21 protein-coding genes are annotated in these 23,994 nt (G+C 62.8%); 18 read left to right on the top strand and 3 right to left on the bottom strand.

Going from position 1 to position 23,994, the window contains the following annotated elements; translation table 11 throughout:
* The first annotated feature begins 21 nt into the window (after positions 1 to 21).
* The 16 genes from ACWTU7_RS07415 to nuoG all read left to right on the top strand — a co-directional run bounded on the left by ACWTU7_RS07415 (position 22) and on the right by nuoG (position 16,899).
* Complete coding sequence (locus tag ACWTU7_RS07415; protein WP_455838518.1) at positions 22 to 495, top strand: methyltransferase family protein; 474 nt, start codon at positions 22 to 24, stop codon at positions 493 to 495.
* Positions 496 to 1,781: 1,286 nt separating this feature from the next.
* Positions 1,782 to 2,213, top strand: coding sequence for a CBS domain-containing protein (locus ACWTU7_RS07410; protein ID WP_455838519.1), 432 nt, complete (start codon positions 1,782 to 1,784; stop codon positions 2,211 to 2,213).
* Between the two features lie 263 nt (positions 2,214 to 2,476).
* Positions 2,477 to 2,977 carry an NADH-quinone oxidoreductase subunit J gene (locus ACWTU7_RS07405; protein ID WP_292181939.1) on the top strand — a complete coding sequence of 167 codons (501 nt, stop codon included), beginning with the start codon at positions 2,477 to 2,479 and terminating at the stop codon, positions 2,975 to 2,977.
* A complete protein-coding gene (nuoK, locus tag ACWTU7_RS07400) occupies positions 2,977 to 3,279 on the top strand; it encodes an NADH-quinone oxidoreductase subunit NuoK (RefSeq protein ID WP_254022068.1) in 303 nt (100 codons plus the stop codon). Before ACWTU7_RS07405 ends, nuoK begins: the two co-directional genes overlap by 1 nt.
* 4 nt (positions 3,280 to 3,283) lie before the next feature.
* Positions 3,284 to 4,747 (top strand): monovalent cation/H+ antiporter subunit D family protein, encoded by a 1,464-nt coding sequence (locus ACWTU7_RS07395; protein ID WP_455838520.1) that lies wholly within the window; start codon positions 3,284 to 3,286, stop codon positions 4,745 to 4,747.
* A complete protein-coding gene (locus tag ACWTU7_RS07390) occupies positions 4,744 to 4,998 on the top strand; it encodes a hypothetical protein (protein ID WP_455838521.1) in 255 nt (84 codons plus the stop codon). Before ACWTU7_RS07395 ends, ACWTU7_RS07390 begins: the two co-directional genes overlap by 4 nt.
* Entirely contained in the window at positions 4,991 to 6,751 is a 1,761-nt protein-coding gene (locus tag ACWTU7_RS07385; protein ID WP_455838522.1) for a Na(+)/H(+) antiporter subunit D, read from the top strand. Before ACWTU7_RS07390 ends, ACWTU7_RS07385 begins: the two co-directional genes overlap by 8 nt.
* Before the next feature lie 7 nt (positions 6,752 to 6,758).
* The gene (locus ACWTU7_RS07380) at positions 6,759 to 8,234 is read left to right on the top strand and encodes an NADH-quinone oxidoreductase subunit M (protein ID WP_455838523.1); all 1,476 of its coding nucleotides are present in this window, start codon (positions 6,759 to 6,761) and stop codon (positions 8,232 to 8,234) included.
* On the top strand, positions 8,231 to 9,670 hold the full coding sequence (locus ACWTU7_RS07375; RefSeq protein WP_455838524.1) for an NADH-quinone oxidoreductase subunit N: 1,440 nt from the start codon (positions 8,231 to 8,233) through the stop codon (positions 9,668 to 9,670). Before ACWTU7_RS07380 ends, ACWTU7_RS07375 begins: the two co-directional genes overlap by 4 nt.
* Before the next feature lie 152 nt (positions 9,671 to 9,822).
* Positions 9,823 to 10,188: an NADH-quinone oxidoreductase subunit A gene (locus ACWTU7_RS07370; RefSeq protein WP_023800384.1), complete on the top strand. Its 366-nt coding sequence runs from the start codon at positions 9,823 to 9,825 to the stop codon at positions 10,186 to 10,188.
* The gene (locus ACWTU7_RS07365) at positions 10,176 to 10,679 is read left to right on the top strand and encodes a NuoB/complex I 20 kDa subunit family protein (protein ID WP_027152448.1); all 504 of its coding nucleotides are present in this window, start codon (positions 10,176 to 10,178) and stop codon (positions 10,677 to 10,679) included. Before ACWTU7_RS07370 ends, ACWTU7_RS07365 begins: the two co-directional genes overlap by 13 nt.
* A complete protein-coding gene (locus ACWTU7_RS07360; RefSeq protein ID WP_455838525.1) occupies positions 10,676 to 11,212 on the top strand; it encodes an NADH-quinone oxidoreductase subunit C in 537 nt (178 codons plus the stop codon). The genes ACWTU7_RS07365 and ACWTU7_RS07360 overlap by 4 nt, the downstream gene beginning before the upstream one ends.
* A 28-nt stretch (positions 11,213 to 11,240) precedes the next feature.
* Positions 11,241 to 12,455, top strand: a complete 1,215-nt coding sequence (nuoD, locus tag ACWTU7_RS07355; RefSeq protein WP_455838526.1) for an NADH dehydrogenase (quinone) subunit D — start codon at positions 11,241 to 11,243, stop codon at positions 12,453 to 12,455.
* Between the two features lie 16 nt (positions 12,456 to 12,471).
* On the top strand, positions 12,472 to 12,984 hold the full coding sequence (locus ACWTU7_RS07350; RefSeq protein ID WP_455838527.1) for an NADH-quinone oxidoreductase subunit NuoE: 513 nt from the start codon (positions 12,472 to 12,474) through the stop codon (positions 12,982 to 12,984).
* Between the two features lie 5 nt (positions 12,985 to 12,989).
* A complete protein-coding gene (gene nuoF / locus ACWTU7_RS07345) occupies positions 12,990 to 14,255 on the top strand; it encodes an NADH-quinone oxidoreductase subunit NuoF (protein WP_455838528.1) in 1,266 nt (421 codons plus the stop codon).
* A 31-nt stretch (positions 14,256 to 14,286) separates the two neighbouring features.
* Entirely contained in the window at positions 14,287 to 16,899 is a 2,613-nt protein-coding gene (gene nuoG, locus ACWTU7_RS07340) for an NADH-quinone oxidoreductase subunit NuoG (protein ID WP_455838529.1), read from the top strand.
* Between the two features lie 23 nt (positions 16,900 to 16,922).
* Here nuoG and ACWTU7_RS07335 read toward each other — a convergent pair whose 3' ends face one another.
* The 3 genes from ACWTU7_RS07335 to nuoH are packed head-to-tail and all read right to left on the bottom strand — an operon-like array spanning position 16,923 to position 18,979.
* The gene (locus ACWTU7_RS07335; protein WP_455838530.1) at positions 16,923 to 17,363 is read right to left on the bottom strand and encodes a CBS domain-containing protein; all 441 of its coding nucleotides are present in this window, start codon (positions 17,361 to 17,363) and stop codon (positions 16,923 to 16,925) included.
* Between the two features lie 39 nt (positions 17,364 to 17,402).
* Positions 17,403 to 17,969: an NADH-quinone oxidoreductase subunit I gene (locus ACWTU7_RS07330; protein ID WP_455838531.1), complete on the bottom strand. Its 567-nt coding sequence runs from the start codon at positions 17,967 to 17,969 to the stop codon at positions 17,403 to 17,405.
* A gap of 23 nt (positions 17,970 to 17,992) precedes the next feature.
* Entirely contained in the window at positions 17,993 to 18,979 is a 987-nt protein-coding gene (gene nuoH / locus ACWTU7_RS07325) for an NADH-quinone oxidoreductase subunit NuoH (protein WP_455838532.1), read from the bottom strand.
* A 1,373-nt stretch (positions 18,980 to 20,352) separates the two neighbouring features.
* On the opposite strand from nuoH, the gene ACWTU7_RS07320 reads away from it, so the two are divergent.
* Together ACWTU7_RS07320 and ACWTU7_RS07315 are read left to right on the top strand one after the other, a co-directional pair.
* Positions 20,353 to 21,090, top strand: coding sequence for a protein-L-isoaspartate(D-aspartate) O-methyltransferase (locus ACWTU7_RS07320; RefSeq protein ID WP_029354979.1), 738 nt, complete (start codon positions 20,353 to 20,355; stop codon positions 21,088 to 21,090).
* Positions 21,091 to 21,197: 107 nt separating this feature from the next.
* Positions 21,198 to 23,537, top strand: coding sequence for a spermidine synthase (locus tag ACWTU7_RS07315; protein ID WP_455846502.1), 2,340 nt, complete (start codon positions 21,198 to 21,200; stop codon positions 23,535 to 23,537).
* Positions 23,538 to 23,994: the final 457 nt, after the last annotated feature.

Genomic DNA, 23,994 nt, shown 5'->3' with positions numbered 1-23,994 from the left:
AGCACAGATTGGAGGATGAGCATGGCCGTCGAACCGGACAGCGCGGGTGTGCGCTTCCCTCCGCCCTTCGTCTATCTGGGAGCGCTGCTGTTGGGGCTGGCGGCGGAGCGGTTCATCGCTCTGCGCTCTTTCGGCATCGACTGGCGGTTGCTGGTCGCGACGGGCGCGCTGCTGTTCGTTGCCGGCGCGGCGATGATGCTTGCGGCGGCGGGGCTGTTCCGGCGGCTGGGCACCAACGTTCCGCCGTCGCAGCCAACGACCCTCATCGCAACGACCGGTCCCTATCGGTGGACCCGCAATCCCATGTATCTCGGCATGGCGCTTATCTATGCCGGCCTTGCGATCGGCTTCGACGGGCCGATCGCCTTCGCCTTGCTCCCGTTGGTGCTGATCGCGATCCAGACGCAGGTGATCGCCCGCGAGGAGCGCTATCTCGAAGCGAAGTTCGGCGACGACTACCGCCGCTACAAGGCCGAGGTTCGCCGCTGGCTCTGACTATTCCGCCGCTGCCGCCTGCGAGGCCTTCTGATAAACCAGCACCGGCTTCCTCGCCGCGACCCCTCCGGGAAGAAGTTCAGCAAGTGGAGGGCGCGACATTGCACCTTGAACCGTGCTGTCGCGCCCTCGGAGCGGGTGGGTCTTGAGGTGTCCAGTTTATGCTGCCGGGAGTTTCCAGTTTGCACTGACAGCGGTATCCGTTCACCTACAGACGGAGAGGCATGGCGCTTGGATGACGCTGGCGCGGCGGGTCGCGTTGTGGCGCGCGCTGTGGTATGAAAGTTAGCGACGGTACTTTCTTCGTTCGCTGTGAAACCCACCTGAGTTGCCCAAAGTGGGTCCGGAAAGGCGATCGACTTCGATAGATACCGAAACCGCACCAAAAATTTTCGTGCTATTCTTCCCTTTGAAATCAAGACTGTAACGTTTTGACGGCCCATGGGTCGGCTTCTTGCGCGGCAACGAATAAAAAATCTAGTTATATCAATGGCCTAACTAGATTTAGAACAATCGAGTGGGAGTGACGGGAAAGACCCTAATAAATTCGGCGAAGCGGTTGTTTTTGAGTAGATTAGCGTAGGATCTTCGGCGGTCCGGAAGATCATCTGCCGCACATGATCAATGACGATCCTGATCGTCTTCTCACAGTAACGCCCGCCATAGTGATTCCACTGCTCACTCGATCGACCCGGATGTTTACCACGAAGGTTTCGCGTCCGACGCTGTGATGTCGCCCGGCATATTCTTCTGTTTCGAGGGCCAGCCCTGGAGCAGGCGCTGAACAAATGCAAGAGCGCCAGATTCATCACCTTTCAGTGCTCAACCGGTAGAAGCAGACGACGGGCCTCACCTCGCTGAGTGGTATCGCTCTGAAGAGCGAAAGTTCGATTCCTCGCGCCGCTTACCAAAATCGTCGCACGCGACGCTGAACGGCACCTGCGCGCCGCCTGGGGTTCAGGGACGCCTGCAAGAAATAGACGAGAGCGGCAGCATGCGTTTAGAGGGAAGCAGGCATGCGCCCCTGAGCCCGACGGAATTGGCTTCCGCGGAATCCGTGACGGCGCTCTCGGCTGATCAATGAGCATCGGCGACGGCACGGCGACCCCTGTAGCAGGCGGCGGTATGTGTGAGCCAATCATGAAGGCCTACCGCCAGGAAGCACGTGGCCTGGGCGCGCAAGTCGGACTTGAAATCTCAAGGCGCGCGGCGCACGATGGGGCAGAAAATGCACCGAGAGGGAGACGGGGCGTAGGGCTGGAGCGTAGTAGCGCTTGGAGGAAGCCATGAACGTCAAAGCGATTCTCGAGGACAAGGGTCGAGCCGTCGAGACGATCGGCCCGAACGAGACGCTCACCGTGGCGATCAACAGGCTCGCTGAGCACAGGATCGGCGCACTGGTCGTTACCAATGGCGATCGCAAGGTGGTCGGCATCGTGTCCGAGCGCGACATCGTCTGCGCCATGAACAAGCATGGGGCTGCGGCCCTGGAGCAGAGTGTCCGTCACGCAATGACCGCCAAGGTCAACCTCTGCACCGAGAACCACACGATCAACCAAGTCATGGAGATCATGACCACAGGCCGCTTCCGCCACCTGCCCGTGGTGAAGAACGGCCAACTCGACGGCATTGTCTCGATCGGCGACGTGGTGAAGAAGCGCATCGAGGAGGTCGAGCGCGAGGCCGAAGAGATTATTCACTACATCTGGGCCGGGTAAGCTCGCCAAAGGCGACGTCCTTTTTTCTGAATTTCTGAACCCGTGCCGGACCTCCTTCGGCAGCCTGAACAACGGATAAGCAGGCTGCGGGATCGCACACCGTATCAGATGCTGAGACTTGGGCATAACGTAGCCCCAAACCATGTAATCTTGAGAAAAATCCGATACTAGGGCACAATTTGTAGACGCATCTGAAGTGCGCAGCTATCTCAAATCCGGCCGTCTTGCGCCGAGTGACAGATCGCGGCGGAGGGCCGGCGTCGATGGATCAGGCGTTCTTTCTTCTGTTCGCTGCGGCGTCCGTGATCACGGCACTGACCGTGGTCCTGGCGCGGAATCCGGTTCACAGCGCATTGGCGCTGATGGCGTGTTTCCTGCAGATCTCGGCAATCTTCGTCCTGCTCGAGGCGCCGTTGCTCGCTGTCATCCAGATCTTCGTCTATGTCGGCGCAATCATGGTCCTGTTCCTGTTCGTGATCATGATGATCGATGTGCGCGAAGCGGTGTTGCAGCGGTTCTTGCCGGGCGGCAACCTGCCGGCTCTGGTGCTGCTTGTCCTGCTTGGGGTGGAGATGCTTGTGCTGGTGCTCTGGAGCGACCGCTTTTCGGTCACGGAGCCCGTCGTTGTGCGCGGCGGCGATCAGATCAGGCAACTCAGCACGACACTTTTCGCCGACTATCTCCTGCCGTTTGAAGCCGCCTCTGTCATCCTGCTGGCCGCCCTGGTCGGCGCCATCGTGCTGGCGCGGAAGGAGCAGGGGTGATGGTTCCGCTCTGGTGGTACATTTTGCTCGGAGTGGTCCTGTTCGTGATCGGAGCAGCAGGCGTACTGCTTAGACGCAATATCCTGGTCGTGCTGATGTCGCTGGAGCTCCTGCTCAACTCGGTCAACATTAATTTCATCGCTTTCGGGCATTACTACGACGATTTCCGCGGGCAGATATTCGCGATCTTCGTCATCGCAATCACCGCGGCGGAGGTTGCCGTCGCCCTCGGCATCTTGGTTGCCCTCGTAAGGAACAAGTCCACTCTCAAGGTCGACGACGTGACCATGATGAAAGGATAGCGGCTTGGAACCGGTGATATCGATCCGGCCGCTGCTTGCCGTCGCCGTTGCAGGCCTGGCGGCCCTTGCCGTTCTCCTTCTGAACAACCGCGAGAAACTCCGCGATGTCGTCTCGCCGTTGGCCGCGATCGCCATGTTCGCAATTGTCGCCTCGATGGCGCCCACGGTGCTGGCGGGCGGCACGGTAGATTTTCGCCTGTTCGAGATTCTGCCTGGGATCGAATTCGCTTTCCGGGTCGATGCGCTCGGCATGGTGTTTGCCACCGTCTCGTCGCTGCTGTGGATTGTGGCGGCGATCTATTCCATCGGCTACATGCGGCACTTGAACGAGCACGCGCAGACCCGGTTCTTCGCCTGCTTTGCGACCAGCCTCGCGGCGGCCGTCGGGGGCGCCTTCGCCGCCAATCTATTCACGCTGGTGATCTTCTACGAGGTGCTCAGCCTCGTCACCTATCCGCTCGTCTATCACCACGAGGACGAAGAGGGATGGACGGGTAGCCGCAAGTACCTCGTCTATTTGATGGGCGCGTCGAAAAGCTTGCTTCTTGCCGCGCTGGCACTGACCTACCACATTGCCGGGTCGCTCCACTTTGTGGCGGGGGGGCTGCTGGCGGGGGTCGACGCCGCGGCGCCGCTGCTGACGGTCGTCTATTTCTGCTATCTCTTCGGTTTCGCCAAGGCTGCGGTGATGCCGATGCACGCCTGGCTACCTGCCGCGATGGTGGCGCCGACACCGGTCAGCGCGCTTTTGCATGCGGTGGCCGTGGTCAAGATGGGCGTGTTCTGCGTGCTGCGGGTGGTGTTCGATGTCTTCGGCGCGGGGCTGGTGGACGGGCTGGGGCTCGGCATTGCAACGGCCTATCTGGTCTCGTTCACGATTCTGATGGCGTCCATCTACGCCCTGACGCGGGACGACCTGAAGGCGCGGCTCGCCTATTCGACGGTCAGCCAGCTCTCCTACATCGTGCTGGGCGCGGTCCTACTTTCGCCGGTCGCGATGGTCGGCGGGATCATCCACATTGCGGCGCATGCCTTCTCCAAGATCACGCTCTTTTTCTGCGCCGGATCGATCTATTGCGCGTCTGGCAAGCGCAACATCAGCGACATGGCCGGCATCGGCCGCAGGCTGCCCTGGACGATGGGGGCGTTCTTCGTGGCCTCACTCAGCATGATCGGGGTACCGCCGACCGCGGGCTTCGTCAGCAAGTGGTATCTGGCGCTGGGCTCGGTGGAGGCGGGGGAGATTGCGTTCCTGATCGTGCTCTTGGTGAGTTCGGTGCTGAACGCCGCCTACTTCCTGCCGGTCAGCTATGTCGCTTTTTTCGGGACGGAGACACAGGAAAGTCCCGCGACGGTCCGTGAAATTCCAATGGTGACGATCCCGCTGGTCGCGACCGCGATCCTGTCGGTGTCGATGGGTATTTTCCCCAGCTATTTTCTCACCCTGGCGGAAGGAGCGGTCAGATGATCAGGAGTGTCGTCGATTTCTTTGGTGAGGCGAGATACGCGGAGCAACGCCGCCGGTTGTTTTATTCGGCGCTCGTTCTGATCGTCATCGCCGATTTTCTGGTCCCCCGCGAACACGCTGAATACCTGTGGGACCGCTTGCCGGGCTGGTCGGCCGTCTATGGCTTCTTGTCCTGCGTCCTGCTGATCTTCGTCTCCAAGTTCCTCGGCCATCAGGGCGGGCTGATGCGGCATGAGGATTACTATGATTGACTTCGTCCATCCCGCCCTGCTGTTCATTCTTGGCGCCCTGCCGATCCCTTTCCTGAAAGGATCAATCCGCAAGGCCTATCTGATGCTGATCCCCGCGGTGGCGATCCTCGCCGTGCTCACCGTGCAGCCAGGCAGCCACGGCGCGGCGGAGTTCATCGGGCAGGAAATCCTGATCGCCAAGGTCGACAGACTGAGCATCGTCTTCGCCACCGTTTTCACCATCATGGCGCTGATCGGCATGGTCTACGCGCTGCACCTGACGGGCGCTGGAGAGCATGTGGCGGCGTTCGTCTATGTTGGCAGCGCGCTCGGCGTGGTGTTTGCAGGCGACTACCTGACCCTGTTCCTGTTCTGGGAAGGTATGGCGTTTGCCTCTGCCTATCTGGTCTTTGCCCAGCGCGGCAAGCAGGCGATCCGTGCGGGGTTCCGGTATCTCATGGTCCATATCACCGGCGGCGTCGCCCTGCTGGGTGGCGTCATTCTCCACGGGCTCGCCACAGGTTCGCTGCTCTTCGGCCCGATCGAGGGGGGGATGGGCGTCGCCGCCTACCTGATCCTTGCCGGGTTCATGCTCAACGCCGCGGTGCCGCCTCTCAACGCCTGGCTGACAGACGCCTACCCGGAGGCGACCGTCACCGGAGCGGTGTTCATGAGCGCCTTCACCACCAAGACCGCCGTCTATGTGCTGGCCCGGGCGTTTCCGGGCACCGAGCTTCTCGTTTGGCTCGGCACGGCAATGGCGCTTTACGGCGTCATCTACGCGGTGCTGGAGAACGACTGCCGTCGGCTCCTGGCCTATCACATCGTCAGCCAGGTGGGCTACATGGTGGCGGGCGTCGGCATCGGTACCGAGATGGCGGTGAACGGGGCCTCCAGCCATGCCTTTGCGCATATCCTCTACAAGGCGCTCCTGTTCATGGGTGCTGGGGCGGTGATCCACGTCACCGGGCGGCGCAAGCTCACCGAGCTCGGTGGGCTCTACAGGACCATGCCGCTGACCGTGGCGCTCTACATGGTCGGCGCCTTCGCGATCTCGGCATTTCCGTTCTTCTCGGGCTTCGTGACCAAATCGATGGTGGTGGCCGCCGCCGGACAGGATCACCGCGCGCTGGTGGTGCTGGCGCTGACGATGGCATCATCTGGGACCTTCCTGCACACTGGGCTCAAGCTCCCGTACTACATGTTCTTCGGCATGGACCGGAAGCTGGAGGCGCGGGAGCCGCCCCGCAATATGCTGGTTGCGATGGCAATGGCGGCGGTGCTGTGCATCGCGATCGGGGTGTTCCCCCAACCACTTTACGCGCTGCTGCCCCATCCAGTCGACTTCGAACCCTACACCGGCGTCCATATCACCGAGAGCCTCGGCATACTGATGTTCACCGCATTGGGCTTCGTGCTGTTCCTCAGGGCGCTCGACCCCGACAACACGATCAGCATCGACACCGACTGGTTCTACCGCAAAGGCGCGCGGCATTTCATGTGGCTCGCCGAAAAACCGCTGGCGCGCTACGAGAAGGCGGTGAGCGACGTGTCCGAGACCGCGGTGCTGCCCTTCCTGCACGGAACCGCACGGGCCGGACTGCGGATCGATCTCAACGGTGTGGACGCCGTCGTGAACGGCGTCGCCCGCTCAATCCTGCGCGGTGGCGGTGCGCTGCGCAAGCTGCAGACCGGCGTCGTGACCCATTACGCGCTGGCGATGATCGTCGGTGTGATCGCAGCCATCGCCGTCTTCGCTGTGGTGTGGCGGTAGGGGTGCGATGGCGGTCCCGCTACTTAGCCTCATCGTGTTCATGCCCGCCGCCGGGGCAGCGGTTCTGATGTTTCTCCGCAGCGACGATGCGGTGCGGTGGACGGCGCTAGGTGTCACCGTCCTCGACCTCGCTCTCTGCATCGCTATGCTGGCCGGCTTTGACACCACTACCCACGAGATGCAGTTCACCGAGACGCGCCCGTGGGTGCCCGCGCTCGGAATCACTTACGCGCTCGGCATCGACGGAATCAGCGCGCTCTTTGTATTCCTGACTGCGTTACTGGGCTGGATCTGCGTGCTCGCCTCGTGGGTCGCGATCGACCGCAAGGTGAAGGAGTTCATGGTCAGCCTGCTGGCCATGCAGGCGCTGATGCTGGGGGTGTTCTGCGCGCTCGACCTGTTCCTGTTCTACGTCTTCTGGGAGGCGATGCTGATCCCGATGTACGTGATCATCGGCGTCTGGGGTGGCGACGGCCGGGTCTATGCGGCGTTCAAATTCTTCCTCTACACGCTGGCGGGCAGCCTTCTGTTCCTGATCGGTGTCATCGTGCTCTATTTCCACGGCGGCGAGACTTTCGACATCCTCGCCCTGACGGCGCAGGATTTGCCGTTCCGGGTTCAGTCCTGGCTGTTCTTTGCCTTCCTGATCGCCTTCGCAGTCAAGGTGCCGATGGTCCCGGTCCATACCTGGCTGCCGGACGCCCATGTGCAGGCGCCGACGGCGGGCAGCATCATCCTCGCCGGAGTGCTCCTGAAGATGGGCGCCTACGGGTTCCTGCGATTCTCGCTACCGATGCTGCCGGAGGCGTCGCTGCATTATTCGACGCTAATGCTGGCCCTTTCGGCGCTTGCGATCGTCTATGGCGGGTTGCTTGCCTTGGCGCAGGATGACCTCAAGAAGCTGGTTGCCTATTCCAGCATCAGCCACATGGGCTTCGTGACGCTGGGAATTTTCACGTTGAACCTCCGTGGGCTCGAGGGCGGCATCCTGCAAATGTTCAATCATGGCGTAACGACGGGCGCGTTGTTCCTGTTCGTCGGTCTGATCTACGAGCGGACCCATACCCGCAGCATCGCGGATTATGGCGGGCTGATGAAGGCGGCGCCGGTCTATACCGCGTTTCTTGCGCTGTTCACCCTGTCGTCGATGGCGCTGCCGGGAACGAATTCGTTCGTGGGCGAATTGCTGGTGCTGTCGGGCGCGTTTGCGGCCAATCTGGCTGTCGGCGCCGCCGCCGTTCTGGGTGCTCTGCTGGGCGCGGCCTACCTGCTTGGCATGTACAGGAAAGTCGCGCTCGGTCCGGCCAGCGTCGGCGCGCGGTTCAAGATACGCGACGTGAACGCCCGCGAGATGGTGGCGATCCTGCCACTGGCCGCCTTTGTGCTCTGGGTCGGGCTCTATCCGAAACCCTTTCTCGACATCATCGACGCATCGGCGAAGCATCTGCTGGCGCAGGTGCACGGCAGGGGGGACGGCCCATGACCGACGCCGCGCTCTACCAGTCGATCCTTGCGAGCCTGCCCGAGATCGTCGTGGTCACCGGCGCCTGCAGCCTCCTGATCCTGGGTCAGATTGTGCCAAAGGGGCCGGGGCATTTCCTCGTCTGGGCTTCCGCTGCAACCGTGCTGGTTGCGGCCCTGGCGACACTGTTACTGGCGGGCGAGGTGCGGCCGGCCTATTCGGGCATGTTTATCGCCGACCGCTTCGCGGTCTTCTTCAAGATGGTGTTCTACCTTTCGACCATCCTGACGTTCCTCCTGTCGCGAAAATATGCCGAGATCGAGGAGATCGCGTTGAGCGAATACTATGTCCTGCTGCTCTTTGCGCTTTCCGGCATGATGATAATGGCCTCGGCAACCGATCTTCTGTCGATCTATGTCGGCCTTGAGCTGATGGCGCTCTCGACCTATGTGCTCACCGGCTTCCTCAGGAAGGAGCGGCGGTCGAACGAGGCGGCGCTGAAATACGTGGTTCTCGGCGGGGTCTCGACAGGAATCTTCCTCTACGGCGTCTCACTGATCTACGGGATCACCGGCACGACGCAGCTGGACGGGATGGCTGCGGCGGTGATCGGCGATCCGCTCGATCCCGGATTGCTCCTGGCGGTGGTCTTCATCGTCGCGGGGCTGGTCTTCAAGGTCGGCGCGGTGCCGTTCCACATGTGGGTGCCGGACGTCTATGAAGGCGCGCCGACGACAATCACGGCCTTCATGTCGGTCGCCCCCAAGGCGGCGGGGTTCGCGGTGATCCTGCGCGTGTTCCTCAACCCGCTGGTCGCCGCTTCCGACGCCTGGATCATCGTCGCGGTGATCGCGGTGGTGACGATGGCGCTCGGCAGCTTCGTGGCGCTGGTGCAGGACAATTTCAAGCGCCTGCTCGCCTATTCCAGCATCGCCCATGCGGGCTTCGCGCTCTTCGGCGTGGTGGCGGGTGGCGCCGACGGGATTGCCGGCGTGATGCTCTACCTGCTGATCTACGCCTTCATGAATCTCGGTATCTTCGGCATTGTCATCATGATGCGGAATGGCGATTTCTCCGGCGAGGTCATCGAGGACTACGCCGGCTTCGCCAAGTCGCATCGCGGGTTGGCGCTTCTGATGCTGCTCTACCTGTTCTCGCTCGCCGGCATTCCGCCGACAGCCGGGTTCTTCGCCAAGTTCTACGTGCTGGTGGCGCTCGTCGAGCGGGGTTTCGTCACGCTGGCGGTGATCGCGGTGCTGCTGAGCGCCGTCGCCGCCTACTTCTACATCCGCATCGTCATGGTGATCTACATGCGCGAGCCGGAGCGCGCGTTCGAGCCTGCCCTGACGCCGTCCGTCCGCGCCACGCTCGCCTTGACCGCCGCCGGCACCATCGGCATCGGACTGTTTCCGGCGTGGTTTCTGAGGCTTGCCCAGAGTTCCGTGTTCGGCGGTTGACTACGATTGGATTTGCAATGAACCGGCCAACCGAATACTCTTGGCGCTACGAAAGGATGCCCTAGTCGCTGCACGAGGGCCGCACCGCCGGCCAGAAGATTGGTCGGTCGCAGCTTGAGCAAGCCCTCGGTGGGTGACCGGGGCAGCGCGACATGACTGGAATGGAATTCCTGCCGGTTCTCTTCATGGTCGCCGGAATTGTCCTGGTGGCCGTGGCGACGCTGTTCGTCTCCTCGCTCCTGCGCCCGTCCAACCCCTATCCCGCGAAGAACATGCCCTATGAGTGCGGTATGGACCCGGCCGGCGAGGCCGCCGGGGGCCGCTTTAGGGTGCAGTTCTTCATCCTAGCAATCCTGCTGGTGGTGTTCGACGTCGAGGCGATGTTCCTGTTTCCCTGGGCCGTCGTGCTGAAGGAGATCGGGCTCGTCGGCTATGTCGAGATGTTTGTCTTCATGCTGCTGCTTATCGTGGGCTTCGCCTACGCCTGGCTGAAAGGAGCGCTGGAATGGGAGGAGTAGGCGAAACGATTCGCGACAGCGTGCTGTTCACCACCGCCGACAGCGTCATCAGCTGGAGCCGGCGGTCGGCGCTCTGGCCCGAGACCTTCGGGATTGCCTGCTGCGCCATCGAGATGATCTCGGCCGGCTGCGCCCGCTACGACCTCGACCGCTTCGGCGTGGTGTTTCGGCCTTCGCCGCGCCAGTCCGACGTGATGATCATCGCCGGCACGGTGACGCGGAAGTTCGCTCCGGTCGTGCGCCGGCTCTTCGACCAGATGCCGGAGCCACGCTGGGTCATCGCCATGGGCACCTGCGCGATCTCGGGCGGGGTCTACAACACTTACGCCGTGGTGCAGGGGGCGGAGACTTTCGTGCCGGTGGACGTGCATGTGCCCGGCTGCCCGCCGCGGCCCGAGGCACTGATGCATGGCATCCTTCTGCTCCAAGAGAAGATCAAGAGGTCCCGCGCGCTGGCCGGGACGCCTCTGGATCGGGTTGCAGCCTCATGAGCGTGGAGACGTCCCTCATCCGCACCCTGATCGCGGAACGTTTCGGGGGGGAAATCGAGGAGCTTGGCTTCTCGCATGGGGTTCACGCTTTCGCCTCACCGCCTGACATGATCGTCGAGCTTTGCCAATTCCTGAAGGGCCATCCGGCGCTGCGGTTCGATTTCCTGTCCGACATCTGCGGGGTCGACCATTATCCCGAAACGCTGCGCTACGAGGCGGTGTACCACCTCTATTCGCTGCCGAACAAATGGCGCGTTCGGATCAAATGCCGCCTCGGCGATCCGCCGCGGGTCCCGTCGGTGACGGGGGTCTGGCGGACCGCCAACTGGCACGAGCGCGAGGCCTGGGACATGTATGGCATCCAGTTCGAGGGCCATCCCGACCTGCGCCGGATCTACATGTGGGAAGGCTTCGAGGGCTTTCCGCAGCGCAAGGACTTTCCGCTCCGGGGCTACAAGGATACGCTGAACCCGTTTGGCGCGGAAGGCCCGCCGCCGACGCAGCCCGATCTCGCCACCAAGGACATTCCATAAGGGAGGCCGTTCGACGCCGGGAAGTGAGATGACCGAAGTCACGGAACTGAGCAGGCCGGCAGGTGAAGCGCTCGACACAAAGGAGGTGCTTCTCAACCTCGGCCCGCAGCATCCCAGCACGCATGGGGTGCTGCGGCTCGTCCTTGAGCTGGACGGCGAGTATGTCGCGCGCGTGGACCCACACATAGGCTACCTCCACCGCGGCACCGAAAAGCTGGCCGAGAGCTTCACTTACACCCAGATTTTTCCGCTAACCGACCGGCTCGACTACCTCTGCCCGCCCTCGAACAACCTCGCTTTCGCGCTAGCGGTGGAGAAGCTCCTGGGCATCGAAGCGCCGATCCGCGCGCAATATATCCGCGTGCTGATGGCCGAACTCGCGCGGATCTCCGGTCACCTCCTGATCACCGGTGCGTTGCCGATGGACCTGGGCGCCATGACCGCGTTGGTTTACGCCATGCGCGAGCGTGAAATGATCATGGACCTGTTGGAGATGATCAGCGGGGCGCGGATGCACACCTCCTTCTGCCGCGTCGGGGGTGTGCGCGAGGACCTGCCCGGCGGGTTCTTCCCCAAGATCAGGGAGTTCTGCGGCATCTTCCCGAACCGGATCCGCGACTATGAACGGCTGGTCGAGAACAACCGGGTGTTCCTGAAGCGCACGCAGGGGATCGGCGTGATCTCAGCCGAGGACGGTATCGACCTTGGCCTGAGTGGCCCGAACCTGCGGGCCTCGGGCGTCGACTGGGACATCCGCCGCGACGAGCCTTACGAGATTTACGACCGGCTGGCTTTCAACGTCATTACCCGCGATGAGGGTGATTGCTACGCGCGCTGGCGATGCCGCGTCGAGGAGATGCGCGAGAGCGTCCGGATCATCGAACAGTGCCTCGACCAGATGCCCGAGGGGCCGTTCCAGATCGACATGCCGACAATCGCTTTCCCGGTGGACAAGGACAAAGTGCACTGCTCGATGGAGGCGCTGATCCAGCATTTCGACCTCTCGGCCTATGGCTTCAAGGTGCCGAAGGGCGAGGTCTATTCGGCGATCGAGGCGCCAAAGGGCGAACTCGGGTTCTACATCATCAGCGACGGGTCGCAAAAACCGTTCCGGATGAAAGTGCGGGCGCCGTCATTCGTCAACCTTCAGGGACTGTTCGGGGTCAGCAATGCCCGCTACCTGGCGGACATGATCGCCGTGCTGGGCAGCTTCGACCCTGTGATGGCCGAGGTAGACAAGTAGCAGGGGATTTGACGCGATGAACATGCGCGAAAAGATCGAGGCGGCGGCGGCGCGGTATCCCGACCGGCGCTCGGCGATCATGCCCGCGCTTCTGATCGCGCAGAAGGAACATGGCCACCTGCCCGGCCCGGTGTTGGAAGAGGTCTCCGACATCCTCGGTGTCGAGCGGGTCTGGGTCTACGAATTGGCGACCTTCTACACCCTCTTCCACACCGAGCCGGTGGGCCTGTTCCACCTGCAACTCTGCGACAACCTCTCCTGCATGCTGTGCCGATCCGAGGACCTGCTGAGGCATCTGGAGACTGTGCTGGGGATCGAAAAGGGCGGCACGACCCCGGACGGGCTGTTCACGCTTTCGACCGTCGAATGCCTCGGCGCTTGCGAGATGGCCCCGGTGATGCAGGTCGGCGACGACTATCACGGCGACCTCGACATTGCGCGGATCGACGCGCTCTTGGACAGGCTGCGCGCGGCGGCGGGGCAAACGACTGGCGCCGAACTCGCCGCCGCAGGACCGCCGGGTGAGTAGCCGCCATGTTCGAACCGGTCCTTCTCAGAAACATGGACGTGCCGGATGGCCATCTGCTTTCGAGCTATGAGGCCGGCGGCGGCTACCAGGCGCTGGCGAAGGCGCTGCGCGAGCACACGCCCGACGAGATCATCGACCTCGTCAAGCAATCGAACCTGCGCGGTCGCGGCGGCGCCGGATTCCCGACCGGGTTGAAATGGAGCTTCGTGCCGAAACGGGCCGACAAGCCGAAATACCTGTGCTGCAACGCCGATGAGGGCGAGCCCGGCACGTTCAAGGACCGGATCATCATGGAGCGTGATCCGCACCAACTGATCGAGGGCATGGTGATCAGCGCCTACGCGATCGGGGCGGAAACCGCCTATGTCTACATCCGCGGGGAATACGTGCTGGCGATCCACCGGCTGAAGCAGGCGATCGCCGAGGCCCATGCGAAGGGTTATCTGGGAACACGGATTCTGGGCTCGGATTTTAATTTCGTCGTGCACATCCATTGCGGCGCCGGCGCATATATCTGCGGCGAGGAGACGGCGATGCTCGACTCGCTCGAAGGCAAGCGGGCGCAGCCCCGTCTGAAACCGCCATTTCCGGCGGTCGCGGGGCTCTACGCCAGCCCGACCGTGATCAACAATGTCGAGACGCTGGTCTGCGTGCCGCATATCGTGGCGCGGGGGCCGGACTGGTTTCGCAGCATCGGCCCTGACAAGAGCCCCGGTCCGAAGCTTTATTGCCTCAGCGGGCACGTGCGGAACCCGGGCCTTTACGAACTGCCGATGGGCATATCGCTGCGTGAACTGGTCGAGGACCGCGCCGGCGGGCCGCCGCCGGGGCGCAGGATCAAGGCGGTGATCCCCGGCGGGGTCTCGGCGCCGCTGATCCCGGAGCGCGGGCTGGATGTCGGGATGGACTTCGACTCGCTGGCTGCGGTCGGCTCGATGCTTGGCTCGGCTGGAGTGATCGTGATCGACGACTCGACCTGCATGGTCAAGGTCGCCACCCGGATCATCGAGTTCTTCCACCACGAGTCCTGCGGGAAATGCACGCCTTGCCGCGAAGGGCTGAACTGGGTGGTGAAAGTGCTGCGCCGGGTCGAGGCAGGGCAGGGCGCGCCGGACGATCTGGAACAGCTGGAAGCGCTCTGCAAGGGCATTTTCGGCAACACGTTCTGCGCTCTGGGCGACGGCGCGGCTATGGGGCTGCGGGCGGCACTGGCGCATTTCGAGCATGAATTCGTCGCCCATATCGAGGAGGGCAGGTGCTCGTTTCACTAAGGAGCGCGCAGGGAGAAGGCCGCAAGAAGTCATGGTTAGCGTCACGATCGATGAACAAACGCTGGAAGTGGACGCAGGCTCTACGGTGCTGCAGGCTGCAGAGCGTTTGGGCATCGAAATCCCGACCTTCTGCTATCTGAAGCGGCTGCCGGCGCTGGCCTCCTGCCGCATGTGCCTAGTGGAGATCGAAGGGCAGCGGCGGCTGCAGCCTTCCTGCGCCACCGCGGTCACCGACGGCATGGTGGTGCGGACTAACACGCCGCTGATCGACGAAACGCGCTCTTCCATGCTCGACATGCTGCTTGCCAACCACCCCCTCGACTGCCCGATCTGTGACAAGGGCGGCGAGTGCGAGCTTCAGGACATGGTGATGGCATACGGGCCCCGGGAAAGCCGATTCCGCGATGCCAAACGTGTGTTCCACTCCGAGGACATCCGTCTCAGCCCCGTCATCATCATGAACGTCAACCGCTGCATCCAGTGCCAGCGCTGCGTCCGGATGTGCGAGGACGTGGTCGGAGCGGTCGCCTTGGGCACCATCGAAAAAGGCATGGATACCGCCGTCACCGGCTTCGAGGGCAGTCTCGCGAGTTGCGACCAGTGCGGCAATTGCGTCGAGGTCTGCCCGGTCGGCGCGCTGATGAGCTTCCCCTATCGCTACAAGGCACGGCCCTGGGATCTGGTCGAGACCGACACGGTCTGCCCGCATTGCGGCACCGGCTGCCAGCTCACCGTCGGCGCGCGCAAGGGCGAGTTCATGCGGGTCCGCTCGAAGTGGGAGCATGGCGTCAATCGCGAAACGCTCTGCGTGCGGGGGCGCTTCGGCCTCGACTTCGTCGGGAGCCGGGACCGGATCAAGCGGCCGATGATCCGTCGTGACGGCGCACTGGTTCCGGTTTCCTGGGACGAAGCCGGGGACTACCTGCGCCGGCGCCTGTCGGCCGTCGAGAGCAAGGCTGCGGGCGGGCTGGCCTCGCCGCGCCTGCCCAACGAGGTGCTTTATCAGTTCCAGAAGCTGATGCGGACGGTATTCCGGACCAACAACATCGACTGCTCGTCGCGCTGGTCCACGCCCTTCGAGACGCTCGGCCCGTTGGTGGCGGGTTTCTACAGCCGCGCGCCGCTGGAGGAGGTGATCGGCAACGACTGCGTGCTTGTCGTCGGTGGCAACGTGACCGACGAGAACCCGGTCACTGAATACCTGCTGCGAGGCGCGGCGCGGCGGAGGCAGACCAGGTTGCTCATGCTCTCGGCGAGGCCATCCCGGCTGGACACCGATGCCCGAGCGGTCGTTCGTGTTGCTCCGGGCGCTGAGGCTGCGGCCCTTGCCGCAGTGGTGGCCGGTCTCGTGGCGGCGGCCGGCCAAGCCTTGCCGAGCGAGGTTCTTGCGGGCGGCGGCGCGGCAACCGGCTGGGCACCAGCGACTACCGGCAGCGACGGGCCGGACCGTCTAGCCGCTGCGCTGCTGGACGGCGGGAGCGTCGCTGTGCTTGTCAGCGCCGACCTCCTGAGGCTTTCCGAAGCGCGCGCAACGCTGCAGCAGCTCACCAACCTGCTGCAGATTCTCCGCGTGCTCGGCAAGGGCCCGGCGATGCAGTTCCTCTTCGACCGAGCCAACCAGCTGGGCGCCTGGGACATGGGGGTTCTGCCGGCGGCCCTGCCGGGGCTGCGCCCGGTCGGCGATCACACGGCGCGCACAGATCTCATACGGGCCTGGGGCGCCGAAATTCCGCCTGGGCCGGGCGCGGATCTCGACGCAATGCTGGCGCTTTGTGACAAGGGGCGGGTAGGCGCGCTTTATATCGTCGGAAGCGACCCCCTGATGACCTATCCCGACCGGGGATTCGTCAAGCGGGCGCTCGATGGCACCGATCTCCTGATCGTGCAGGACACCTTCCTCACCGATACCGTGGGTCTGGCCGATGTCGTCCTGCCTGCGGCGGGTTATGGAGAGGAATCCGGCACCTTCACCAACAACGAGGGCCGGATCCAGGCGGTCCGCAAGTTCCGCGAACCCGCCTTCGAGGCGCGGGGCAATCTGGCGATCTTGGACTTCGTCGCAGCGCTCCGCAACCAGGCAATGCAACCGTCGATGCAAGGCGAAATCTTCCGCGAGATTGCCCGGCTGGTTCCGGCCTACCAAGGGCTGACGCAGGACGGGCTTGGCGCTGACGGAGCATTCACCACGGCGGACCCGACGCCGCCGGCTGGCGAGTTCTTCGCCCCTCCGCCTAACCCGAATGCGGCCGACCGGCTCATGTTGGTCACCGGCAACTGCCTGTTCCACAATGGATATCTTTCCGAACGCTCGGAGATCCTAAATACGGTGGCGGATGACCCATATGTTGAGATGAGCGCGTGGGACGCCGCGCAGCTTGGCCTTTCGGATCGCGATCAGGTGATCGTACGATCCACCCAGGGCGAACTGAGGGCGCAGCTCAAGGTCAATAGGCATTTTCCCGGGAGGCTCGTGTTCGTGCCGGAAAACTATAGAGACCTGCGTCTCAACAGCCTTATGCGGCGGGGCGAATACCCTTGTCCGGTGGAGGTTCAAAAGGCGCACGCTGCCTTCGCCACCGGAGTCGAGGCGCGCCCTGAAAGTCGCGGCCGAGGCATTGCCGAGCTTCCGGGCAGTTCACCCTAATCGGCTCCCCCGGGTTTGTATCCTCAGTGATAAGGGGTCCCGGCAATGTAATCGCTCAACGCTTGCTCGGTACGGAGCAATTCGTCGAGCCGGTGCTTGACCACGTCGCCGATGCTCACCACGCCGACAGAAGCGTCGCCGTCCATGACCAACACATGGCGCGTGCGTCGGTCGGTCATGAGCGACATCACAAAGGGCAGCAAATCCTGTGTCGAACAGGTCACCACACTGCGGTTCATGATGTCGGCGACCCGCATTGTGGGCGCCTCGATTCCGTATTCAGCCACCGCATAGCAGCAGTCCCGCTCCGACAGCGTGCCCAGGCATTCCCCGGGCGAACTGCTGACGACCACGAATCCGATGTTGTTGTCCCGAAACAGCCGCAGGACTTCTACGACCGTCTGATCTGGTGTGACCGAGATGAGCTCGGGAGATTTGGTCTTCAAGATTTGGTAGACAAGCATCTGAGCCTCCTGTGCTCCGGCTTGACGGCTACCGCGCGTTCACGTTCGGCGGATATTCCGCCACCAGTTGTATCCCTGCGGCTCACTCGTCTCGACCAGCACGTCCTGTTCGGTGTTCAGACGCGCCGCGACCACACCGCCGCCGGTCGTCGCCTTGCCCGGTTTGCCGAGCAGATCGTCACGTCCGACCACCAGGTCACGCGAGGAAAAACTTGAGAATTCGTACTCTTGGCCAAGCGCGATCGCGTCGGCCGGGCAGGCGTCCTCGCACAGCCCGCAGAACAGGCAGCGGGCCATGTCGATCTCGAATTTTGCTGGATGCCGGTTGCCCTTCTCGTCCTCGTAGGGAATGACTTCGATACAGTCGCAGGGACAAATGCGCGCGCAGAGCTCGCAGGCCACGCACTTGATCTCGCCCTCTTCGTCGCGCGTCAGGAAGTGATGCCCGCGGTAACGCGAATAGGGCAACCATTTTTCCTTGTCAGGATACTGCATGGTCACGGATCTGGAGAACATGTAGCCGAAGGTCAGCGCCAAAGCGCCCGCTAGATCGGCGAAGAATGCCCAGCCGATCCATGTTCCACGTACGTGCAGTGCGCGCGACATCGCCGCCTCGCTTGGAGTGGCCCTCAAAGGAAAGCAACTCCTGTTACTATTATGTTCGCCAGTGACAGTGGAAGCAAGACTTTCCACCCGATCGCCATCAGTTGGTCGTATCGATAGCGCGGGAAGGTGAAGCGGAACCACATAAACACATAGAGAAAGAACGCGACCTTGAGCGCGAACCAGAGGAGCGGCGGCAACGGGATCAGCACGCCGTTCCAGCCGCCGAAGAACAGGATGACCGACAGGACCGACACCAGCAGCATGACGGCGTATTCGCTGACCATGAAGAACGCAAAGCGGATGCCGCTGTATTCGGTATGGAACCCGGCCCCCAGATCGCCTTCCGCCTCCGCCAGGTCGAATGGAATGCGCTGCGCTTCGGCCAGCCCGGCGACGAAGAATACGAAAAACCCGACCGGTTGGTAGACGATGTTCCAGACATCGGCCTGCGCCCGTACGATCTCGAGCAGGCTCATGGATTGCGCCAGCATTACCACGCCGATGACCGCGAACCCCATGGGGATCTCGTAGCTGATCATCTGCGCGCAAGTCCTGAGGCTGCCCAGGACCGCGTATTTGCTGTTCGCGGCCCAGCCGCCGAAGATGACGCCATAGACCTCGATCCCGATCACCGCGAAGACGAAAAGGAGCGCCACGTTCATGTTGGAGACGTAGAGCGTGATCTCGGCGCCGAGGACCGAGACGCTTTCGCCGAAGGGGATCGCGACGAACACCACGAAGGGCGGGGCGAGCGCCAGGATCGGCGCCAGTTTGAACAGGAAGCGGTCGGCTTCGGCCGGGATGTGGTCCTCTTTGGTCAAGAGCTTGATGCCGTCCGCCACCGGCTGCAGCAGCCCGTGCCACCCCACGCGCATCGGCCCCATCCGCTGCTGGATGTGCCCGGCGATCTTGCGTTCCACCCAGGTCAGCGGCAAAGGCAGCAGCAGCAGGATCGCAATCAGCAACGCGACCTTGAAGGCGATCAGGCCAAGGGCGACGACAAGTTCCATAATCCACGGCTACTTGTTCATCGGGTTGAGACTTACGATACTGAGCACTGCGCTTGTCCGGCTTCGCGGAAACGACAGTCTGCCGGCGGCGACGCAACTTGTGCAATGGTATCACAGTCTTACCGTTGCTGGCCATGGTGTGTGTCGCTTGGCGCTCAAACGGGCCCGCACATCGAGCAATGGCACGCAATGACGGGACCAGATGGCCCCAGCGCCTAATACTGAACGCCTCCACAAACAGCCCCCTTCTTACCGTTCAACAAACGGCATTCGGCACGAGACACATTCCTAAGGGCCGAACGCAGGGCACTGAACCGCTTAATCGGTGCAGGTGACGCTCCCCCACTAAAGGGCAATCCGAACGAGTTGCCGCCCGCCCGGCCAAAAAAGAGACCGACAACGCAGACGAGAAATGGGGAAATCTCGGCAGCGCCATCGGTCCAACGGACCAAAGGCGAGGAGGGTTTGGTGCATTGTCAATGCTAGCGGTCATTTCCTGACTGACGACCCGCTTCCTCAGCCGCGATGGGAACAAAAGCCGCGCTACAGCCCATCGACCCGTCAGAGCACAAAAACCCGGTTAGCAAGCAACACGATCCCGAGCTAACGATCTGACAGGCATCCCTACAGCAGAGGCCAACAGAAAGATGGTATCTCAGGACACTGCACGGCCGTGCGGCGATCGGCGGTGTTTCGGATACTGCGAGGTGCTCCGTCGCAGATTTGGATTTAAGCCATTTTGTGACGGTATTGTTGACGGTATTCGAAGGAACGCCAATTAGAATTCTATCGCATAATCAATAAGCTATGAGGGCAGTAGACAATCGAGTGGGAGTAGGGGCAAACGGCGGCGATAGCGCAGATTCGGCGCCCAGTTGGGTCTCCGTTCGATGTTGGCTGCTCTTACGGCTCTCATCTTCCTTCCAGCGACTAGACTATCTCGAGCCCGGTCGGAGCCGGGTGTAAAGAGGCATTACCGTCGTGGGGGAGCTACGGCGTACTCTGGCGTGCAAATCGGCTGATTTGGTCTGCGCCAAAAGCCGCTTGGCGAGTCCTGCTTGAGGTCTCGACATGACCCGCTCCGGACGTTTGTATCGATTCGTCGGAGGGGCTGCAATAAAGTGGATAGCGGACTTGCAGGCAGGTAACCGCGAGGTCCCTGGTACCCGTGAAGGGTGCATAATGCAGCCAGGCTGCTTGCCGTCCCATTTGCGGTCGCCGCCTGAGACGGAAGACGCCTTCTGACGCACCACCAACCTCCAACGGGGTTGATCCGGACCTGGTGCCGCGACATGTTTGGTGTGAGATCGGAGCGGCGTTTGCTTCAAAAAGCCGCCGCCTTTGTTCTCGACGTCGTGGGTCAGGAGAGGTTCATGAGTGCTCTAGCCCAGTGCCGAGCGTTGCTGGCCGCGTTTCTCGCGAGTGTCGCCGCCTTCGTTTCGACATCGGCGCCCGCGCAGGACCGCGCAGCCGAGCGTGCGGCCATGATCGAGACGATAAAGGGACACGCCCGCTCCGCGGCATACAGTATCGATCCGGCGGTGCTCAAGACAATGGGCACCGTGCCGCGCGACCGTTTCGTACCCGAGGCGCAGCGCGGCGCGGCCTATCATGACCGGCCCCTGCCGATCGGGCACGGTCAGACAATCTCGCAGCCCTTTATCGTCGCGCTTATGACCGACCTGATCAATGTCCGGCCTGGCGACACCGTCCTCGAGATCGGCACCGGCTCGGGCTATCAGGCAGCCGTCCTGTCGCCCCTCGCCGCCAAGGTTTACTCGATCGAAATTATCCCGGAACTGGGCAAGAGGGCAGCGGCACGACTTGCGGTGCCCCGCTTCGACAACGTTCAGGTGAAGGTGGACGACGGCTATTACGGCTGGCCTGAGCACGCGCCCTTCGACGGCATCGTCGTGACCGCGGCTGCCAGCCATATCCCGCCGCCGCTTGTCGAGCAGCTCGCTGAAGGAGGTCGGATGGTCATCCCCGTGGGAGGCCCCTTTGCAACCCAGTTTCTCATGCTCGTCGAGAAGCGACTAGGCGGAGGCATCACGACCCGGCAGCTGCTGCCGGTGAGCTTCGTTCCGCTGCGGGGAGGTCCCTCCCGGTGAGAGCGGGCCGCATGCTACCAGTCGGTCTCATTTCGGCAGCGGTTCTCGGTTACGAATTGCTGCTGATGCGATTGTTTTCGATCGTTCAATGGCACCATTTTGCCTACATGATCATCAGCATCGCGCTCTTGGGCTTCGGCGCGAGCGGTACGTTCATTGCGCTCGCCCAGCGCTGGCTAGTGGAGCGGTACCCGGCTGCTTTCGCGGCGTCGGCAGCGCTGTTCGGCATGACCGCCGTAGCCAGCTTTGCCATCGCCGAACGTCTGCCGTTCAACGCGCTCGAGATCATCTGGGATCCGCGACAGCTCGGTTGGCTCGCGGCCAGCTATGCGCTTCTGATCCTGCCGTTCTTCTTTGGCGCGACCTGCGTCGGCCTTGCTTTCTGCCGCCATCCCGGACAGATCGGACGCGTCTACGCCTTCGACTTAGCCGGCGCAGGGATCGGTGCGCTGGGTATCGTCGGGCTCCTGTTCCTGGTCTTCCCATCTACGGCGCTGCGTTTCGTTGCAGCACTGGCATTCGCGGCGGCTGCCCTTGCCGCGTTCGGCATGGTCCGCCATCGCTGGCTCGCAGCGGGCGGCCTTGGATTGGCAGCGGCGTTCGTTGCAGTATCGCTACCGCCGTCCTGGGTGGCCCCCGAGCCGCATATGTCGCAGTATAAGGGCCTCCGCATGGCCCTGGAGGTTCCGAACGCGCGGGTGATCGAGGAGCGGTCGAGCCCGCTCGGGTTGCTGACGGTTGTCGAGAGTCCGACCGTCCCCTTCCGTTACGCGCCTGGCCTCAGCCTGGCCAACACCCAAGAGCCGCCTGCGCAACTCGCCGTCTTCACCGATGGCGACAGTATTGCGGCGATTACCGCCTATGGAGGCGATCCGGCGAAGGTCGCCTATCTCGACCGGACAACGGCGGCGCTGCCGTACCGCATCCTCGAGCGGCCGCGGGTACTAATCCTCGGCGCCGGGGGCGGCGAGCAGGTGCTGCTGGCGCTGCGCGCCGGGGCCGATACGGTGGATGCGGTAGAGGTCAACCCGCAAATGATCGACTTGGCTCGGAATCGCTTCGCCGACTTCGCTGGCGGTATCTTCAGCCGACCGAACCTGCGCTTGCATTTGGCCGAGGCGCGCGCCTTCGCTGCGACTGCCGGCGAGCGCTACGACCTGATCCAGATGCCGCTCCTTGACTCCTTCGGCGCGGCCGCGGCCGGCGTGCAGAGCTTGCATGAAAACTACACCTATACCGTGGAGGCAATGCGGGATTACCTCGCGATTCTCAGACCAGATGGTGTCGTCGCTATCACACGATGGCTGCGAGTGCCGCCGCGTGACAGCCTTAAGCTGTTCGCCACCGCCATAGCAGCGCTCGAGGCGGAAGGCGTGGCCGAGCCGGGCCGGCACCTGGCGCTGATCCGGAGCTGGAATACCGCAACTTTGCTCGTCGCCAAGTCGCCCTTCAAAGGCGAAGACATTGCGGCCATTCGCAGCTTCGCGGCCGAGAACTTCTTCGACATCTCTTGGGTGCCAGGCATCTCCGCGAGCGATGTGAACCACTTCAACCAGCTCGATCAGGAATATCTTTACGAGGGAGCCCTCGCCCTCCTCGGCCCTGAGCGCGCCGACTTCATCGAGCGCTACAAGTTCGCCATCGCACCGGCCACCGACAATCGGCCCTATTTCTTCGACTTCTTCCGCTGGCGCGCCCTGCCCGAACTCCTAGCCCTGCGCACCCAGGGCGGGGCAGCGATGCTCGACTGGAGCTACCTGATCCTCGTAACGACTCTGGTCCAGGCTGCCATCCTCAGCGCCGTCCTGATCCTCCTGCCGCTATGGATTCGCAGACACGCGCTCGGGAAAGCTTTGCACCGGCTGCGTTTCGGGCTCTACTTCCTTGCCTTGGGGCTAGCCTTCCTCTTCATCGAAATCGCCTTCATCCAGCGCTTTGTGCTGTTCCTCGGCCATCCGTTCTACGCTGTCGCTGTCGTGCTTGCGGGCTTCCTCGCATTCGCCGGTCTCGGTAGCGCCGTTGCCGCACGCTGGGCAGCGGCTGTCGGGCGCGGATCGGCGGTGCGCGGCATCGCCCTCGCTGTCGGGGTTATCGCGGTCCTGGCTGCCACCTACGTTCTCGCGCTACCCTCAGTATTCGAAAGGCTGCTGGCGTTCCCGGACGCCGCGAAGATCGCGATCGCGCTCCTTCTCATAGCGCCGCTCGCTCTTTTTATGGGCATGCCGTTTCCCCTCGGCCTCGGGCATGTCGGCGCGCGTTCGGAAACATTCATTCCCTGGGCGTGGGGAATCAACGGCTGTGCGTCCGTGCTGAGCGCGATTCTCGCCACGCTGCTTGCAATGCATATCGGGTTCTCCGGCGTCGTGATGATCGCCATGGTCCTTTATCTTGTCGCCCCAGCCTTGCTTGCAAATCGGTTCCGAACCACGATCCCTTTCCGGTCGTGAAGTTCTTCACGCCTAACCGGGGCGCCATCGACGATCTCCGCACTTGACCCCGAATTGGTTGCCGAGGTGCTCGCCCTCGTCCCGACGGCATAACGCTGGTCACTCAATGCAATGCGTTTCGCCAGCCGCGCCGTCCTTCATGAAGGCCGCATCCACGAGATCGGCCCGCCCGGCAAGGTCTTCGCCAGCTCTAACACGCCCGAGCGCCGCCCACTTCCTCGGCGTCAATTAATCCGGTTCACTCAAGCAGGGCAGGGCTTGACCCAACCCAGTTGTTACTCGATTTCGACCTCAATATCGCAACAGGTACGCTGAGCCTGGCGCTACCTTCCCGGCAGGCTCAAAACAAGGGTGGGGCCTATTCGGAGCTCGCCACGGGTGCGACCAGCGGCGTGATGCGGCGGATCGCGACGCGCCGGTTCTCGCGTTCGGGCTCCTGGGTTTCAACCTTCAGGTA

Source organism: Mesorhizobium sp. BHscii (assembly GCF_053848065.1).
Note: the sequence above shows the minus strand (reverse complement) of the source record. Positions and strands in the feature narration are given on the sequence as shown.

What these genes read in the sequence shown, in the direction of transcription:
- ACWTU7_RS07335 (WP_455838530.1), bottom strand. Translation starts at nt 17,363, where the DNA reads ATGCTTGTCTACCAAATCTTGAAGACCAAATCTCCCGAGCTCATCTCG.
- ACWTU7_RS07410 (WP_455838519.1), top strand. Translation starts at nt 1,782, where the DNA reads ATGAACGTCAAAGCGATTCTCGAGGACAAGGGTCGAGCCGTCGAGACG.
- nuoG (WP_455838529.1), top strand. Translation starts at nt 14,287, where the DNA reads ATGGTTAGCGTCACGATCGATGAACAAACGCTGGAAGTGGACGCAGGC.
- ACWTU7_RS07350 (WP_455838527.1), top strand. Translation starts at nt 12,472, where the DNA reads ATGAACATGCGCGAAAAGATCGAGGCGGCGGCGGCGCGGTATCCCGAC.
- nuoD (WP_455838526.1), top strand. Translation starts at nt 11,241, where the DNA reads ATGACCGAAGTCACGGAACTGAGCAGGCCGGCAGGTGAAGCGCTCGAC.
- ACWTU7_RS07330 (WP_455838531.1), bottom strand. Translation starts at nt 17,969, where the DNA reads ATGTCGCGCGCACTGCACGTACGTGGAACATGGATCGGCTGGGCATTC.
- ACWTU7_RS07320 (WP_029354979.1), top strand. Translation starts at nt 20,353, where the DNA reads ATGAGTGCTCTAGCCCAGTGCCGAGCGTTGCTGGCCGCGTTTCTCGCG.
- ACWTU7_RS07415 (WP_455838518.1), top strand. Translation starts at nt 22, where the DNA reads ATGGCCGTCGAACCGGACAGCGCGGGTGTGCGCTTCCCTCCGCCCTTC.
- ACWTU7_RS07405 (WP_292181939.1), top strand. Translation starts at nt 2,477, where the DNA reads ATGGATCAGGCGTTCTTTCTTCTGTTCGCTGCGGCGTCCGTGATCACG.
- nuoF (WP_455838528.1), top strand. Translation starts at nt 12,990, where the DNA reads ATGTTCGAACCGGTCCTTCTCAGAAACATGGACGTGCCGGATGGCCAT.
- ACWTU7_RS07360 (WP_455838525.1), top strand. Translation starts at nt 10,676, where the DNA reads ATGAGCGTGGAGACGTCCCTCATCCGCACCCTGATCGCGGAACGTTTC.
- ACWTU7_RS07385 (WP_455838522.1), top strand. Translation starts at nt 4,991, where the DNA reads ATGATTGACTTCGTCCATCCCGCCCTGCTGTTCATTCTTGGCGCCCTG.
- nuoK (WP_254022068.1), top strand. Translation starts at nt 2,977, where the DNA reads ATGGTTCCGCTCTGGTGGTACATTTTGCTCGGAGTGGTCCTGTTCGTG.
- ACWTU7_RS07375 (WP_455838524.1), top strand. Translation starts at nt 8,231, where the DNA reads ATGACCGACGCCGCGCTCTACCAGTCGATCCTTGCGAGCCTGCCCGAG.
- ACWTU7_RS07365 (WP_027152448.1), top strand. Translation starts at nt 10,176, where the DNA reads ATGGGAGGAGTAGGCGAAACGATTCGCGACAGCGTGCTGTTCACCACC.
- ACWTU7_RS07380 (WP_455838523.1), top strand. Translation starts at nt 6,759, where the DNA reads ATGGCGGTCCCGCTACTTAGCCTCATCGTGTTCATGCCCGCCGCCGGG.
- ACWTU7_RS07390 (WP_455838521.1), top strand. Translation starts at nt 4,744, where the DNA reads ATGATCAGGAGTGTCGTCGATTTCTTTGGTGAGGCGAGATACGCGGAG.
- ACWTU7_RS07315 (WP_455846502.1), top strand. Translation starts at nt 21,198, where the DNA reads ATGATCATCAGCATCGCGCTCTTGGGCTTCGGCGCGAGCGGTACGTTC.
- ACWTU7_RS07370 (WP_023800384.1), top strand. Translation starts at nt 9,823, where the DNA reads ATGACTGGAATGGAATTCCTGCCGGTTCTCTTCATGGTCGCCGGAATT.
- nuoH (WP_455838532.1), bottom strand. Translation starts at nt 18,979, where the DNA reads ATGGAACTTGTCGTCGCCCTTGGCCTGATCGCCTTCAAGGTCGCGTTG.